We start from the raw sequence: 17,281 nt of genomic DNA, 5'->3' as shown, positions 1-17,281 counted from the left end.
CCGACCGCCAGAAGATCAATGATTTAGCCGTTGTTCAGGGCCGACTATCAAGTCACGTGCGGGCCGGGGCGTGTCTTCGCAAACAAGCGGCTCAACTCTGGATTTTGAGAGAGGACGTCAGATCATCGGCAGCAGACGCTGCAGAAGTGGCGTCACACGCGTCCTTCCCCTTCTTGAGGTAACCATCAGCGCTGGACGAATTTGCAGACAAGGGGGACGTTAATCATGCTCTACCGCATCTGAAGCATGATGATCCGATCGAACATGCGATCTCCCAGCCATTTTCGGAGCATGATCATCGGCTTGGCGTATTTTCCGACAACGTAGCGCGTGCGCGGCTTTCTCGCCTTAATCGCCTTCGCCACGACGTCGCCGATCATGCTCGGATCGCTACTGCGGCCGTGTCCATAGGCCTCCCTTGTGGACCGGGTCACGCTCTGCACGAGTTCGGCATAAGGGCCTCCGCCTGATCTTTTCGCGAGACCCTCGACCACCACGTCCCCGAAACCCGTCTTGATCAGGCCCGGCTCGATGATCACGACCTTGATGCCGAACGGAGCAAGCTCAAGTCTCAAGCAATCCGACCATCCTTCGAGCGCGTGCTTTGTGGCGTGATACCATCCCCCGAGCGGCGTGTAGATCTTGCCACCCATTGAGGTAATATTGACTATCGTGCCAGATCCTTCTTCCCGCATTGTCGGCAGAAGAAGCTGCGTCAGGCGCGCTGTGCCGAAGACATTGACTTCGAACTGGTAGCGAGCCTCTTCAATGCCGACCTCTTCGATCGGCCCATACAGGCCGAAACCGGCATTGTTCACAAGCACGTCGACGCCGCCGACTTCATTGAGAATGATTTCGACCGCTTCTCTGATCTCATCATCCCTGGAGATGTCCATGCGCAGTGGGGTCGCTCCGAGCCCTGCCAGATCTTGCATTTTCTCAATCTGGCGCGCCGCCACGTAGACTTGGTAGCCTTCCTTTATCAGCCGCTTGGCAATTTCCTTCCCCATCCCGGAGGATGTGCCTGTGACGAGTGCGGTCTTCCTTCGTCCAATGTCCATCGAGGTCCTTTCCCACTGCCGGTCCAAACGGGAATCTTGGCCATGTCGCGCACTGGCAGAGCTAAGAGAGTTGAAAAATGTGTCGCATATCCTGTGAGGCGGCCGCCGCTGGCGATATGCGATGCAGGGCCTTCGAGTGATGATCGAGGTAGGATCAATTCGCGCAGGCAGACGCATTTTGCGGGTTCCTGTAGCGGCTGAAATACGCGATTGCCAGGACCGCTGCATCATAAGACAGGTTCTCCTGCAGAACGTAATAGTCCAACAGTTTCATGTATTCGTCACGGCAGCTATATTGCGGTAGAAAAGTCGAGGTTAGCTGCAAGCCTGCGGGATTGGCTGAGTCAATTTCGGCGCTCTTGTCGTTGTGCTGTGCGATCGTCAGTCTTTGGCGCTCTAGCGGTTTGCGGCAATCACCGTCCTTGTAGATTTGTTCCTGCTTGAATTCGACAACCTCACCGGCACGCGCATATCTTCTGACCATGAGCTCGGTTCCGGATAGGAACTTTGTGGTTTGGCTGTATTTGCCCGAAAGGCCGAGTTTCGCCTTCAATGGCGAAAAAACGCTGTCCGTATCGAAAGCGACACCTGCATCGGCCTCGGCCTTGATTTCGATTTCGTCGTTGCAGGCCTTATCGTGCACCAGGCGGCCGTTCTGCAGCACGCGCACAAACTTGTTGCGCTCTTCGCTACTCAAGCTTTCGGCCGTCTCCAGGATGCTCTTGAGGTCCTTGATCGCATCATAAGCCTGGAATGGCTCGGCGATTGCGTCGGATCGGAGCTGGTCCGCATCGACAATGGCAAAGTCGTCGACGTTCACCATGACCTCCTCGTCCTCGCTCCACTGATCGCCCATCTTTTCCCTGCCGACGCGAATCTCGATCTTGTCGCCCGGCGCGTACTTGAAAGCATAGATCTCTGTCGGTGTAATCGTGATCACGCCGTAGTGTCGCGTTGTGACTTCGAATTTCGATTGGGCGATCGCGACCGCCCGGTTCTCGCCCATCCGGCGCTCGATATCGTCGGCGGAAATATAATGGGTTCCGTCGACGCGGACATAGACCAGCAGCCCGGTCGACGTGACCGACAGGTTCAGTCCTCGGCCCTTCCGGTCCTTCTTCGTCTGCTTCAGAAGAAGCAGGGTTGTGCCCGCCGGGATATAGGTGCTCTGTTCCAGAAGGTCGTAGGAATTCGTCGAAAGATCGGCAAGCTGCACGCTGCCGCTCTTGGCAATTCGAACGCCCATGATCTCGAAGGGCCTGTCTTCCAGGACGCGATGTTGGGCGCGTGATGAGTTCGCGCAGGAAAGTGCGCCTGCAAGAAAAAGTAGCGCGAGGAGATATCGACGGATGGGCGCGCGCAATAGTCTGGTCATCGACTTCCCCGAATGATTGGTCGCAGGCCGCTTTGGCAGCAGGAGATCGAGCCTCATCAGCCAGCAGGCTCGTAGTATGACGAGACCTCGCGGTGGTTTCTCAAGCCTTCGGGCCTATAGGCACGAAACTCGTCGTACTGGATGACACCGGGCAGCTTGAAGCGTGCGATAACCGATGGATGCAGCGGCGCATCGGACGGTATTTCCCGAACGCCCCTTTTCCATTTTAACCGACCGCTTTTGCACTCGTCGTGCTGGGCAGCACCGCCCAACGGAAACAGGTTCAGCCAGTTTCGCTCGATGATGATCGGATAGGGAATGCTGGTTGCCCGTTCCACCATCCAATCGAGCGAAATGTCGGAGAGCCTCGACTCGTTCTCGGGATAGCTCCCGCCGACGTCCGAATGGACGCCCGCGAACCAAAGCTGCTCGAACCAGCTCTCCTCCCTGTCGGGATCGATGAGATCCTCTTGGTCCGTCCACGGCACACGCGCGAAAGTCGCGCGGTTCTCGTCGATTGAAAGGGCATGCTTGGCGTAGGAGACGCGCTGGTTCAGAATTGTGTCGTAGAACTGCATCCGCCATCCGGTGAGGTGGATCGTTTGCCACCAGGGTACCTTCAGTCCCATCGTCCATTTCAAGTGCGCCTGCAGATACCAAATGAGTGCGATCAGACCGACCGCGCACAATGAGAGCGCGAGCCAGCTTCCTAGGCTCACCGATATCGGCATGATCCACCATGCGAGCCAGGACAGGAAAGCGAACAAGGCTGCCGCGCCGCTCAACACCAGAACCTGCTGGAGCCGGTTTATGCCGAGGGCGCCGACAGTGTCCCAGACGCCGATGAAATAGGGAACCGTGTTCGCCCGCCCATCTGCGTCCTTCGAATGATAGCGTGCCCTGAACTGTGCGGCGAGTTCCTTTCGCTGCATCGCGAGCCGGTCGCTCTTTCTGGTGGCGCCGTGCTGGTAAACCGATCTGACGGCTTCGGTGGCGATTGCCCGCGCCGATCTCGCATCCCGCTTGAGCGGCGTGCCGTCGCCCATCGTCGTCGGCACGCCGCACAGCGACAACACACCGCCGACGCACCTTGCCGTGTACGCTCCCCGGCTGAAACCAAATAGGAATATCCTGTCGCCCGGCTCCCAGGCCTGGAGGATCGCTGTGTAGCAGTCGATGATGTTCCTGGTGATGCCAAGCCCCGTTGCTTGCGCCAGAACGTTGTAAATCTTCCGGACGAAGCCGACCCGGACATACTCGCCGTCCGAGGCCGATCCGAGACCGGGATCGTAGAAGGCCAGTTGCTTGTCTGGATCGACCCGGGAATCGGGGCCGCAGCGCGTCGCTCTGAACAGTTTGTACACGTTGCTGCGCCGTTCGTCAGGCATCAACCCGCCCGCTTGACCTGTGCCGTCCGAGAAGACCAGAATGTTCTTGCCCATATTCCGTCACCACTCCCACAAACAGCACTATGTCATAAAACATTTCGCAGTTCAGTCCAAAAAATACCCCTATAATTTTATTGAAATCTATGAACATGCAATCTCGTTAATATGATTTACCTAAAATTCATGATTGTCTTAGAATTGTTCTTGATTTGCACATCAGCGTATACTATTTTAACGTAAAAATATCAAGCGTGAATTCTGTTGTGATGCAGGCATGTGACCGTGTGTCGACATGATGCTTGTTGCGGTCAATATAAGACCGTGGAGCCGCAAACATGAACCCAGACAGCGAGTATAGTCATGAAGATAACGCGTCCGTTATTTTCAAGCCTTTGAAATTCCGCGCGCTCGAAGTCAAGAACAGGCTATTCCGCTCGAATGTTTCCGGTATGTTCGATGAGTACAGCGGACATGGCGGGAACGCTCGGCTGAACTGGGAAGAAAAGTTCGCGCGGGGAGGCGTGGGCTGTATCATTTCCTCCTTCACACCGGTCGCCGTCCGCGGGCGCATCCTCGTGCGCTACGCGATGATCGACGACGACAACAAGATTCCCTTCTGGCGGGCGGTCGGTGAGCGCGTGCACACGCACGACTGTCGCTTCATCATGCAGCTCAGCCACTCCGGGCGGCAGCAGGATTTCGGCGGGGTCGAGAACCTTTACAACAAGGGACTGAGTTCGACGAGCAAGAGTGACTATTTCCATGGCCTGCTTTCACAGGCGATGACGAAACCGGAGATCGCCGAAGTTGTCGAGCAGTTCGCCCAGGGCGCACGCCGGGCGCGGGAAGCCGGCCTCGACGGCGTCGAATTGCACGGCGCCAACGGCTACCTGATCACTCAGTTCTTGAGCTCCGGCATCAATGACCGCACGGATGAATACGGTGGCAACTGGGAGGGGCGCGCCAGATTCGTACTGGAGATCGTTCGCGCCATCCGCCGGGAGGTGGGGCAGGATTTTCATTTGCAGATGAAGATCAACGGCGTTGACCATAACGACTGGCTCTATCCCTGGATCCCCAAGGGCAACACCCTCGATGAAACGATCAAGATCTGTTCCCTCCTGCTCGATGGCGGCAAGGGTGTCGACGCATTTCATGTCTCGAGCGGCTCAACCTTCCCGCATCCCCGAAACCCCCCCGGTGACCTGCCGATGCGCGACCTTGAGCGCTGGTACGACGGGATGATTTCCCAGGGCACGCGGACGCGGTTCAACTATGCGATCTTTACCAATCCTCTGGCTGCGCGCCTCTTCCGGCAATGGTGGCGATGGCGGCGCGGAAGGGTCATCGAGGGCATCAATCTCGACTATGCGCGTGCGATCGCCGACGCCATTGCCGACGTCGATCCGGACATCAAGGTTCTCTGTACGGGCGGATTTCAACACGCCGACAAGATCGCCGGAGCGATCCGTTCGGGCGCCTGCGACGCGGTGAGCATGGCGCGGCCGCTGATTGCCAACAACGATCTGCCGAAGATCCTCGCGCGGGCGAACGGCCCCGAGCCGAAGCGAGAATGCACCTATTGCAACAGGTGTCTTATCAACGATCTCGAAAATCCGCTCGGCTGCTATGAGCTCAGCCGCTTCGACGGCGACAGCTTCGAGGAGCGCCATCGGCGAATGATCGCCGAGGTCATGTCTGTTTTCGAGCCGCCCACCTTCCACTGAACCGCCGCTTCCGCGCGGCGCCCGTTGGAGCATGCGAGATGAGCAGGGACGACGATCGCCTCACTCCCGTAGAAGTTGCTGTGTCGCGCGCGCGGCGCTGGCGACTGTTGATTCTGGCGTTCGTTGCACTGGCGATCGGCTACTACCTCCTGTTCGTCAACCAGTACGTGCTCGCTTTCGAGGACGAGACGGAACACTTCCTGCACGGGTCGATCGGCAGCGAGGTCGCCACCGGCCCGCCGTATTGGGTCTTCAAGGCGCTGCCTGTGATGTACAGGAGTCGTCTTGGCAAAGAGGGCTATCGCCGTTTCGGCTTTCTCTATCAGTCACCGGACGCGGAGCTTCCCATCGGCGTTTCGCGGCGTGTCGTCTCGGGCGTGGAACGGGTCTGGCTGAACTGTTCGGTCTGCCACGTCGGCACCTATCGCCTGCCGGGTGAGACCGAACAGCACATGATACCCGGCGCCCCGTCCAACAATCTCAGGCTGCAGGAGTTGATCACCTTTCTGATCGACGTCGGGCGGGACCCGGGCTTCAACGCCGATGCGCTGATCGCGGCGATCAACAGCGACGAGGTCGGCGGCGACCTGAACGTATTCGAACGGACCATCTATCGCCACATCGTCTTTCCGCGCGTGAAGTATGCTTTCCTCGACCTCGGCAATCGGCTCGCATTCGTCTCCCGTCAGGAGCCGTGGGGCCCGGGTCGGGTGGACACCTTCAATCCCTACAAAGCGATCCAGTTCAATTTTCCGATGGGTCCCGGAAACATCGGCGGCGCGGCGCTCAACGGCTCATCGGACTATCCCGCGATCTGGCAGCAGCGCCCGCGTGAAGGCATGAACCTCCACTGGGACGGCAACAACGACTCGGTCGCCGAGCGCAACCTGAGCGCCGCCCTCGGCGCCGGCGTGACGCCGGTGACGGTCGATAGACGATCGATTGGGCGGATCGAGAGGTGGATGTGGGATCTGCAGCCGCCCAGGTTTCCCGCCGCCGACAAGATCGACCGGGCCAAGCTTGCCGAGGGCGAACATCTCTTCGTCCGATATTGCTCCGAGTGCCACGGCCAACGCGGGCCCCACGGATATGACTACGACACCAACCGCTACCCGCGGCTTGGCAAGGTCGAACCGCTCGCCGAAATCGGAACAGATCCAGGTCGCTGGGCCTCCTATACCGACAATTTCGTCGCCGCGCAGAATCTCCTCTATGCCGGCTATCCCTGGCGCTTCCAGCGGTTCCACAAGACGGAAGGCTACGCGAACCATCCGCTCGACGGCATCTGGGCACGTTCTCCCTACCTTCATAACGGCTCCGTTCCGACGCTGCGCGATCTGCTTGAGCCGAGCAGTCGGCGCCCCTCCGTCTGGTACCGCGGCAGCGACGAGCTTGACCTTCAGCGGGTCGGTTATCGCACGGACGGGGCTGCGCAGGGCGGGACGCTCTTTCGCTATGACACGTCACGTCCTGGAAACGCCAACACCGGTCACGAAGGCCCGCGTTACGGGACCGATCTGCCCGCATCGGCCAAGGACGCCCTCATCGAGTACATGAAAACGCTATGATCCACGCCCAATCGCTCACCAAGTGGAAGACACGGCATGCCATCCTCGTCTGGATCGGCATCCTGCTGAACTTTGCATTCGTGGTGCCGCTCGTCTTCTGGCCGCACTGGATCCTCGATCTTTTCGATGTGCCGGCGCAGCAACTGATTTGGCCGCGTTTCTCCGGCTTGCTCCTCGGCATCCTGTCGATCTTCTACATCCCTGCGACGTTCGACATCGACCGCTATCGCATCTTCGCCTGGCTCGCCGTCTTCCCCTCGCGCACCTTTGGGTCAGTGTTCTTCTTTCTCGCGGTTTTTGCGTTCGGGCAGCCGGTTGGCTTCCTGGCGGGCGTGCTGCTCGACGGTTCGATCGGGATCGCCAGCCTCATATGCCTGCTGCACATCGTCAGCCTGGAGCAGGATATAGCCAGCGGGAGGGGAATATGAGGAGGAGACGGCGGCGTTTCTGGAAGGTTCTGCTGGGCGTGCTGATCGTCCTCGTTGCTGTGGCCTCCGCGGCGTACCTGCTTTTGTTCCGGCCTGTGGCGCAGCCAAGAACGAACGATCTTGCGAAGGTCTTCAATCACGGCTCGATCGGCAACGAGGAGACGCAAGGGCTGCCCTACTGGATCTGGCGCGTGCTGCCGCAACTTTTTCCCGAGCACCTGCCGGCAAACAAGGACGGCTACAGCGCATTCGGCCTCTTTTGGGTCAGGGGCGAGCCGGTGCCGGTCGGCCTCTCCGTGAGTACGCTCGGCGTCATTCCCCGCGTAGCGCCGAACTGTGCCTTCTGCCACCAGGGGAGCTATCGGCTGTCGGCGGACGATCCCCCGACGCTCGTCAGCGCGGGGGCCGGGGCCCGGGTCAACCCGCAAGCCTATATCCGCTTCCTGATTGCCGCCGGCGCCGATTCGCGCTTTAACGCCGACGCGATCATGCCCGAGATCACAGCGATCTATGACATGCCGCTCTGGGAACGTGCGCTCTATCGTTTCCTTCTGATACCCGCCACGTGGGCGGCGCTGCAGGAGCAGGGACGGACCTTTGCCTGGATGCAAAGCCGCCCCGATTGGGGACCTGGACGGATCGACCCGTTCAATCCGGTGAAGTTCCAGAACCTTCGCCTGCCCGACGACGGCACGATCGGCAACTCCGACATGATGCCGTTGTGGTCGCTCGGCGAGCTAGAAGCGACCAACGAGCGCCGCTTCTCCCTCCATTGGGATGGGCTGCAGACGGATCTGCGCGAGACGGTCCTGTCGGGAGCGATCGGCGACGGAATGACCTACAAGTCCTTCCCGCGGACCGAGCCGACGCTCGATCGGATGAGCGATTTCGTGCGTCTGCAGCCGCCCCCGCCGTCGCCGTTCTCAAGCGCGCGGCCGATCGGCGACCCCTATCGGGTCGAAACGGCGGCGGTCGACGCCGGCCGTGCGATCTACCAGGCCGAGTGCGCCGTTTGCCACGAGCCCGGCGGGGCGCGCTACCGCACGCCCATCTCGATCGTCGAGGTCGGCACCGATCGGCATCGCCTCGACATGTGGACCCCGGCCGCACGACAGCGCTACGCGGATTACGAGTCCGATTACAAGTGGGGCTTCGTGAACTTTCAGAAGACCGAAGGATATGCGGCCACCGGTCTTAAGGGACTCTGGCTGCGCGGCCCCTACCTGCACAACGGCAGCGTTCCGACGTTGAAGGCGCTGCTCGATCCGCCGGTGGAACGCCCGCGCCGCTTTTATCGCGGCTACGACCTGATCGACCCGGAGAACGGCGGTTTCGTCAGCGCTGCCGGCACGGATGGTGAGCGCTACGGCTCGCTCTACGACACTGCGCTGCCGGGCAACGGCAATACGGGACATCTCTGGGGCACGGACCTGCCTGCGACGGCGAAGGAAGACCTCCTCGCTTATCTCAAGACGCTTTGACCGCTGGAACGGGAGGCAAACGATGACGCTCAAGCAACGGATCAAGCGCTTCCTGGCCTGGACAGCTGCAACTGTGGTCGGATTGGCCGTGGTGGCTGTCGTCGGCGCGGTTCTGATCGTGCGGGCTCTCGTTGAACCCGATGCCGATGCGTTTGGCACCGTGGAGGACGAGGCCAAACGCGCCGGTCTCAGCCGCAGCGACTTTCGTGCGGCAGCGGAGCCGTATTTCGCGGCCATGGACAAAGGCCTCCTTCTGCCGCCGGCACCGGGCGCCGACTATCCGGCAGAAATCAGGCAAGTCGCCGAGGCGACCGGCCTCGAGCCCGAGGCCGTGCGCCAGGCCGCGATCCGTGGGCAGAACGCTTGGATCGTTTGGACAGGCGGCAACGACCGTTTCTGGGATTTTGCGGCACGCACGGCGATCGGCTCCTTCGATCTTCTGAAGATCATCTCGTCGCCCCCGAAACAGGCCTATGGTCGGTGGAACCGATGGCGCTGGCTCGGCTTGGTCAACGAGCCGTGCTTCGACCAAGCAAAGGCGCCCGACAAGCATGGTCTCTGGCTCGACGAACGTCTCGAAGACTGCGCGCCTGATCCATTCGGCGGCAATGAGGCAGCGGACGCTCGCCACCCTGGAGTCGTCATCGGAGCGCGCGGCAAGAGTGAATGGCTCAAGGGCGAGACAATGCCAGCAGGCTCCTATTACGGAAAGCCGAGCGGGGTCGTCGGTCTTCGGCTCTTCCCCAATCCAGATTTCGACGCCGAAGCGGCGAAGAAATGGGATCCGGTGCGCTACTACAACGATGAGAAGTACTACAACGACAAGGACCTCGTCCGTCCCTACCGCGTCGGCATGTCCTGCGCTTTCTGCCATGTCGGACCGAATCCGATCAATCCGCCCAAGGATCCGGAAAAACCTGACTGGACAGAGCTTTCGTCAAACCCCGGTGCCCAGTATTTCTGGGTGGAGCGCATCTTCTTCTGGAACACGCAGCCGCGCAAAGAGGCCGGCGAGCCCGCGCCGAACGAGGGAAATTTCCTGTTCCAGCTCTTCCACACCAACCCTCCCGGATCGCTCGACACGTCGCTTGTCTCCACCGACTACATGAACAATCCACGGACCATGAACGCGGTCTATGAAGTTGCCGCGCGGCTCGGGATCGCGGCCGGTCCGGGACACGAGCGCCTGGAGGGCGGCGAACGGGACAACAAGCAGTTCCAGGATTACCCGCAGACAAGCGCCCTCAGCTCGCTTTACGACGAAGGCAGCGGCGATGTCGCCTCGATGCGCGTGCTGAAGGACGGCGCCGATTCGGTCGGGACGCTCGGCGCGCTCAACCGCGTCTATCTCAACATTGGGCTCTTCAGCGAGGAGTGGCTCCTGCATTTCCGCCCCTTCCTCGGCGGCCAGAAAATATCGCCGATCCGCATCGCCGACGCGCAGAAGAATTCCGCCTATTGGGGTGCGACGGAGGACATGACCGCCGACATGGCGATCTTCTTCCTCGTCACCGCGCGCGCCGACCGTCTGGCAGACGCTCCCGGAGGCGCGGCACACCTCGCTGCACGCGCTTCGGGCACGGTTGAGCGCGGCAAGGTGGTCTTTGCGGAAAATTGTGCCGCCTGCCATTCGAGCAAGCAGCCCGTGCCGCCCGCCGAATTCGGCGTGGACAATGGGATCTGCACGGGCGGAGGCGCCGGACCGCGCTACCGCGAATGCTGGGACCGCTATTGGACATGGGCGCAATCGGCCGAGTTCAAGAAAGGCATGGTCGATCTCGTCACGGGGCGCGATGCCGCCGGGCGGGAAACGTTCCTTGACGGCAACTATCTCTCGACCGAGCGGCGGGTGCCGATCGACGTGGTTGGCACCAATGCCTGCAGCGCGCTTGCCACCAATGGGCTTTCCGGCGACATCTGGGACAATTTTACGTCATCGAGCTACAAGTCCTTGCCGCCCCCGCGTGAGCTTGCGGTCAATCACCCGGTTTCGGGCGCTACCATGCCGCTGAAGTCGCTCGGCAACGGCCGGGGTTATCTGCGGCCGCCGTCACTCGTCAGTCTCTGGTCGACCGCCCCCTTCTTCCTCAACAATTCGCTGGGCCATGAGGACAGCCATTACCAGGGGACCTATGACGTTGCAGCCTATGGCGGGGCGGGGGCTGCTTACGGCGCAAGCTGCCCGGCGGTCGATCCGAACGATCCCTATCTGCCCTGTGTCGAAAACCGGCTCGCCGTGTTCGACCGCTCGATCCGGCAGCTGCTGTCGCCGGCCACGCGTCGCACCGATGACATGACGACGGCCCCGGTGCCAGGCTACACCTATCGCACCTCTGCGCCATCCTGCCTGATCGTGCCAGCGGGCTACATGCCGGATGGTGTGCGCCGCTTTGCGGGCCCACTCAATCGGCTGGCGGGCTGGGCGTTCGCGCCGGACGGTTCTCTGCATCTCGGGCCATTCCCGAAGGGCTTTCCGGTGAATGCGCTCGCAAACACCAAGCTTCTTCCGGATAACGACGAGGACGACATGCTCGCCCATTACAAGCGCCTGATCTCGGCGAGCCCAACGCTGATCGGTGCCTTCGCCAAGCTCGGCGGCCAATGCTCGCCCGAGGAACTGTCCAACCCCACGGTCCAGGCGCATGCGGAAAAGGTGGTTCGTGAGACCGGCCTGATCGACGCGCTGGTGGGTCTCAGCAAATGCCCGGACTACGTCGTCAATCGCGGTCATTTGTTCGGAGCCGACCTGTCCAGTTCGGACAAAGAGGCACTGATCGCCTATCTCAAGCAGTTTTGACCATGCCGAAAGACGAAGCGTTTGATTACATCGTCATAGGCGCCGGAGCCGGCGGCGCCGTCGTCGCCGCGCGTCTGGCGGAAGAGGGCAGGGACGTCCTGGTGCTGGAGGCCGGATCGGACCCGCTTGCCCCCAGTCTCGACCGGGAAAAGGACATGCCGCTCGCGGACGCCTATCGTGTCCCGGCCTTTCATGCCTTCGCATCCGAGCACCCGGGCATGGCCAAGGACTATTGGGTTCGGCACTATGCCGATCTCGATCGTCAGCGTCGCGACTGGCGCTATTCGGCCGAGGAGGACGGGGTTTTATACCCGCGGGCGAGCGGACTCGGCGGCTGCAGCGCCCATCACGCGATGATCATCGTGCGTCCGAACGACAGCGATTGGAACCATATCAGGGAGCTGACCGGCGACGAGAGCTGGAAGGCGTCGCGCATGCAGGCCTATTTCGAGCGGATCGAGCGGTGCCGGTATCGGTTCTTTCTCTGGCGCTGGCTTGCACTCCTGACGGGCCTCAATCCGACCGGTCACGGCTGGTGGGGGTGGATGACGACGGAGCGATCGCTGCCGCTGCGAGCACTGGTCGATCGACCCTTGCGGCGCGCGTTGTTGCATTCGGTGCGGGCAGCGGCGGACAGCTATCGCCGCCCGGGCATCGGCTGGGAGACCACGGAAGTCGATCCCAACGACCGGCGTTGGTGGAATCCGGGCGCCTGCGGTGTCCGCCTGACGCCGCTTTCGACCCGGCGGCATGCTCGCTCGGGGCCGCGCGAGCGGCTGCTGGAGGTAAAACGGCGTCATCCCGATCGTCTGGCAATTCGGCTGAAGACGGCGGTGACGCGCATCGCGATCGAGGAGGGAAGAGCGGTCGGCGTCTGGTGCCGCGCGGAGAACGGCGAGGAGTATCTGATCCGGGCGCGGCGCGAGGTGATCCTTGCTGCCGGCACCTTTGCATCGCCGCAAATCCTGATGCTGTCGGGGATCGGCGACCCGCAGCACCTGCGTGCCCACGGTATCGCGGTTGTCGCACCCCTGCCGGGCGTCGGCCGGAATCTGCAGGACCGCTACGAGGTTTCGGTCGTCAACCGGGTGAAACGCCCGTGGAAAATGCTGAAAGGTGCCACCTACACCCGTCATGATCGATATTATCGCTGGTGGCGGTGGTTTCGCCTTGGCAACTACACGAGCAACGGTGTGTTGTTCTCGCTCGCCTTGAAGTCGCGCGCAAACCTGACCCAGCCCGATCTCCATTGCTTCTCCCTGCTCGCGGACTTCCGCGGCTATTACCGGGGCTATTCGGAGCGGATTCGCGCCCCGGACTTCCTGAGCTGGGTGGTCCTCAAGGCCTATTCGCAGAACCGGGGCGGCTACGTCCGGCTGCGGGGCGCGGACATAGGCATAGCGCCGGAGATTCAGTTCCATTCCTTCCAGGAAGGCACGGGCGACTACAACGTCGACCTCGACGCCGTCGTCGAAGGCATACGCTTCGTGCGCAAGGCAGTCGACGGCATGGACGACCTGGTCGCCGACGAGGAGGAGCCCGGGCGCAATATCACGAGCGCCAATGCGCTGCGTGACTATGTGCGCGACAACGCCTGGGGGCATCATGCTTGCGGCACCTGTGCCATCGGCCCGCCCGCGCTCGGCGGCGTCGTCGACAGCGCTTTTCGCGTCCATGGCATCAGCGGATTGCGCGTTGTCGACGCGTCGGTCTTTCCACGCATCCCCGGCTATTTCCTCGCCACCGCCGTCTACATGGTTGCGGAAAAGGCGGCCGACGTCATCCTGGCGGATGCGGCGCCCTGAACGATCGGAGATCAGCCATGACGCGTCCCCTGAAGAAGAGCGACGAGGACGATGTCAGCCTTTACAACTGGCTTGGTGCCAGGGTGAAACGGTTCGTTCGCTGGTGGCGAAGGTTCGACGCGCGGGTGAACCAGCCCTTGCCCGCGGGGCGGAGCCGGTTCTGGACATCGCTGGCGCCTGACGGTTACCCGTGGTACGTGCCGACACTCGGGCTTGCGCTGATCACCGCCATGGCGCTCGGGCCGACGTTACGGACCGAGTACGCGAACATCGCGATGCTGGTTCTCGGCCTGGGGCTTTTGCTGCTCATTCATATTCTCGCTGAACGAAGTCGATTGCTGCATGCCTATCTCCTCGCGGGCCAGCTTTTCATCCTCGTCCTGCTCGCGGCCATTCATATCGTCCTTGCCCCGCCGGAAGCCTTCGGGACCGATACGCAAGCCCTGCGGCTGCATGTCGGCGTTGCGATCGCGGCGATGCTGGCGGTGTCGCTCGGCGCGGTTTGGACGATCGCCCGCGCGCTCTTTCGCACGGGCACGAACGGGACGCTCGCACACGCACTCCCGAACGTCGAACTCTTCGCGCCGAAGGACCGCTACGACTTCATGGGAAGAGGGCCCGTCGCGGCCCTCGTTTCGGCGTTCTTCATCGCGCCGATCAGCCATCCGGTGGAGTTGCTGTTGCCGGGTTCGCTTCTCGTGCTCTTCGTTCCGGACCATTACCTCTGGCCCGGCTTCATCATCGCCGGCGCCGCGGCCTGGTGCGCCCTTTTCCTCGGCATTCTCTTCGATCGGCTGATGGAGGTATTGAAGACGGTCGGCCGTCTCTTCTTCGTCGGCCCACAATTCGTGATCAGTGTTCTTGTGATCGTCGTTGCCGTGCTGCGCCTCGCCGACGTCCACTACATCACCTATCTGTTCAACGCCGGCAGCGGTGGCTACGGCAACACCACCATCATGAAATACGTGGCGCTCGCCTATGCGGTTGCCTGGTATTACGCCTTCTGGAGCGACCACTTCGTGGCGCGACGCCTGATGCGGCTCCTCGAGGGCAAGGGCGGTGAGTTCACGCCGCTTAGCATTGCCTACCCCTACAAAGGCGATCCGAATCTGAGCAAGGTCAAGAACGCGGGCCGCAGCATCGCCTTGCATGGCGCAGGACGACTGAGGATCGAGGGCGAGTACGAAGACGCCTACGAGGCCGCGGGCCCGGCGTTGCAATTCCTCACCGCGGCGGAAGTGCTCACGGCGTTTCGAAGCCAGCTCGAGCGCTTGTCCGCGGAGAGAACCGACACGTCCCATCCGCTGGCGAGCGTCCGCAACCTGCAACGTTCGGCGTTCGTCTATCCCGCGATCACCGGCGCATTTGCCTTCGGACTGATCGGTATACCGTGGGCGGTCAGCCTTTTTGGCGCGGTGCAGCCGCCGGAAATGGCCGTCAATCGCGCGCCGCCGGCGGATCTCGACCTCCTATCCCTGCTGCAAACCGAAGCTAGACCTGCCGGCGCATGCCCGGCGCTCGGCCCGGACACGCCCCGGATTGCCGTCGTTGCCTCCGGCGGCGGTACGCGCGCCGCAATCTACACCGCGTCGCTTCTGCGCGGCCTCGCGCAGCAGGGCCGCATCTGCGAGGTTGTCGCCGCGAGCGGCGTCTCCGGCGGCAGTGCCGCTCTCGCGTATTTCGCCCTGCACGAAGACGAGCTCCGCCGACCAGGGCCGCCCGATGAAGCGGCATGGCAGCGCTTCTCCGACACGATGGCCTTGCCGTTCATCGAATACGTGCTCGACGCCGCCAGCGACATGCGGATCGTCTTCGGCCGCTGGCGGTGGCGAAATGCCGCCTGCGGCGAGGCGTTCTCCCGCAACGAAGAGGTCGTTGGATGGATGCCGGCGCGCAGCCGGCTCGGGAGCATCCTGGCCGAATCCTTCGTCTGTCGCATGGGCGCCGGCGTCATGGCGGACCCGTCCTTTGGACTCATCCTGAATACGGCGATGCTTGGCTCCTTCGATGCCGCCAGTGGTCGCTGTGCGAACGGTGGCCTGCCTCTGCCGGAGCAGGTCAGGAAGTGCCGCGCCGAAGGCAATGCTGCCGGCGCGGGGGGACGCGTGGTCCTGACGAATCTGCGCAAGCCGGAGGCGAGCCCGGCTGTCGGCGAGGGAATGGAGATCGTTACGCTGAACGACGCCAGTCTTTCGATCGCGCGCGCCGCCGCGCTCAGCGCCAACTTTCCACCCGTCTTTCCAGATGCCGCTATCGACCTGCGACCGGCACCCGGTTCGGCGGCGCGACGATATTGGGTGACCGACGGCGGAGCGGTCGAAAACCGCGGTGCGATAACCCTCTATTTTGCCGTTCGCGAGACGATGCGGCGCTCGCCGCAGGCCGAAAAACTGGCGCCATTGCACGTCGTCGTCGCGGACGTGTCCGCTTCCGATGACCGCTACGCGGAGAGTTTCGGCTTCGATTCCGTGCTTGGTGCCGGCGGTCAGCTCGGACTGGCGCTGGGAGGCGAACTCCTTGCCGACCTCAAAGAGATCTACTGCCGACGCTATTCGATGATTACCGTCCACGAGATCGCCATGCCCGCGGTGCTGCGCAACGGAGGCATCGGCACCCATTGGCTTCTACCCGGATCGCTCACCTTCACGGACCCGAAAACGGGCGAGCGCGTCACATTGTCGGCCGACGATGTGAAGAAGCTTGTCGTCGCCCTCCACGACAATACGGCCCCGGCCTTCGACGATCCTGAGGACGCCGCGAGGGTCCTTGGCTGGACACGGGAGGACGTTCCCTCGCACCAGAAAAGCTGGCAGGCGGTGCTGCGAGCGCTTTCGACGCCGGTGTCCTGGCCGGACTCCTCCTCCTGTGCGAGGCGACCTTCCGGCGGCGCAATCTACGCACCGTGACCCTGCACGGATGGGCAGAAGCAAGGGCACTCATGTTTGGTTCGAAGGCACCTCCATGTAAGCTCCCGGCGACGCGACAGGTTCTGCTTCCGGTCGAGACAGAGGTTTCTGGAGGCGTTTCGTCGCCGCAGCGAACATGCGAGCGCGATCGATCCTGCGATGCGCCGGCAGATGGCAGAGCGCCTGGTCGCAGAGTTCGGGACCTGTGAGGCGGCCGCTGACGCCCTGTGGGCAATCGCCCGACCCAACCGCTGGAGTAGCGAAGCCGAAGCAGCTGAAGAGTATCTGTGTACTGACTGAAACGAACGGTGGCCGTCTAAGAACAGGCAGCGATCAATCTGACAGTTGCATGGCATGGTAATGTCGTCGGGTAACACGGCTATGCCGCTGCGCCGCCGCGCAAGTGAGGTCAGGTGCCTTCGAACCTAAAGCGAGAGGATGTGAGGCTTTAGGACGTCCACGGTTTTCCGTAATGCCGTTTGCCTCCATATCTAAAAGCAGGACGTCGGCGTTTTTTCCGGCTACCTCAAGGCTTCGTCGGCGACCGCGGCGTAAAACTGTCCGGAGGCCAGCGCCAGCGCGTCGCTATTGCCCGCGTCCTGCTCAAGGACGCGCCGATCCTTTCGAAAAATACCGTTCGCCGAATCCTGTGATAGGGCGCCCAGTCGTCGGCGTTTTCAACCAGACATAGTTCGTAACGTACGCATCCGAGGAGGGCCGCCTTGCTGAGAAGTGAGGCGAACTG

At 62.0% G+C, this 17,281-nt stretch carries 10 protein-coding genes and 1 pseudogene; 8 read left to right on the top strand and 3 right to left on the bottom strand.

The annotated features are described in order from the left end of the window. Positions 1-230: 230 nt before the first annotated feature. From N181_RS30565 to N181_RS30555, 3 genes are all read right to left on the bottom strand, one after another. Positions 231-1,061 (bottom strand): oxidoreductase, encoded by an 831-nt coding sequence (locus N181_RS30565; protein WP_037457139.1) that lies wholly within the window; start codon positions 1,059-1,061, stop codon positions 231-233. A 154-nt stretch (positions 1,062-1,215) separates the two neighbouring features. Beyond that, positions 1,216-2,436: a hypothetical protein gene (locus N181_RS30560; protein WP_153451205.1), complete on the bottom strand. Its 1,221-nt coding sequence runs from the start codon at positions 2,434-2,436 to the stop codon at positions 1,216-1,218. 56 nt (positions 2,437-2,492) lie between these two features. Then, positions 2,493-3,878 (bottom strand): DUF2235 domain-containing protein, encoded by a 1,386-nt coding sequence (locus tag N181_RS30555; protein ID WP_014330208.1) that lies wholly within the window; start codon positions 3,876-3,878, stop codon positions 2,493-2,495. 281 nt (positions 3,879-4,159) lie between these two features. Between N181_RS30555 and N181_RS30550 the strand changes: the two genes are divergently transcribed. The 8 genes and pseudogenes from N181_RS30550 to N181_RS35405 all read left to right on the top strand — a co-directional run. After that, the gene (locus N181_RS30550; RefSeq protein WP_014330207.1) at positions 4,160-5,551 is read left to right on the top strand and encodes an NADH:flavin oxidoreductase; all 1,392 of its coding nucleotides are present in this window, start codon (positions 4,160-4,162) and stop codon (positions 5,549-5,551) included. 38 nt (positions 5,552-5,589) lie between these two features. Continuing rightward, a complete protein-coding gene (locus N181_RS30545) occupies positions 5,590-7,119 on the top strand; it encodes a c-type cytochrome (RefSeq protein ID WP_042778762.1) in 1,530 nt (509 codons plus the stop codon). Next, on the top strand, positions 7,116-7,547 hold the full coding sequence (locus N181_RS30540; RefSeq protein WP_014330205.1) for a hypothetical protein: 432 nt from the start codon (positions 7,116-7,118) through the stop codon (positions 7,545-7,547). The genes N181_RS30545 and N181_RS30540 overlap by 4 nt, the downstream gene beginning before the upstream one ends. Beyond that, entirely contained in the window at positions 7,544-9,028 is a 1,485-nt protein-coding gene (locus N181_RS30535) for a c-type cytochrome (RefSeq protein WP_014330204.1), read from the top strand. Before N181_RS30540 ends, N181_RS30535 begins: the two co-directional genes overlap by 4 nt. Before the next feature lie 22 nt (positions 9,029-9,050). Continuing rightward, entirely contained in the window at positions 9,051-11,825 is a 2,775-nt protein-coding gene (locus tag N181_RS30530) for a c-type cytochrome (RefSeq protein WP_042778760.1), read from the top strand. Positions 11,826-11,827: 2 nt separating this feature from the next. After that, positions 11,828-13,630 (top strand): GMC family oxidoreductase, encoded by a 1,803-nt coding sequence (locus tag N181_RS30525; RefSeq protein ID WP_037457145.1) that lies wholly within the window; start codon positions 11,828-11,830, stop codon positions 13,628-13,630. 17 nt (positions 13,631-13,647) lie between these two features. Continuing rightward, the gene (locus N181_RS30520) at positions 13,648-16,536 is read left to right on the top strand and encodes a membrane protein (protein ID WP_014330201.1); all 2,889 of its coding nucleotides are present in this window, start codon (positions 13,648-13,650) and stop codon (positions 16,534-16,536) included. A gap of 536 nt (positions 16,537-17,072) precedes the next feature. Further along, positions 17,073-17,159: pseudogene (locus N181_RS35405) on the top strand (ATP-binding cassette domain-containing protein); the annotation flags it as partial. Between the last annotated feature and the right edge of the window lie 122 nt (positions 17,160-17,281).

The organism is Sinorhizobium fredii USDA 205, from assembly GCF_001461695.1.
GTDB classification, from domain to species: Bacteria; Pseudomonadota; Alphaproteobacteria; order Rhizobiales; family Rhizobiaceae; genus Sinorhizobium; species Sinorhizobium fredii.
Note: the sequence above shows the minus strand (reverse complement) of the source record. Positions and strands in the feature narration are given on the sequence as shown.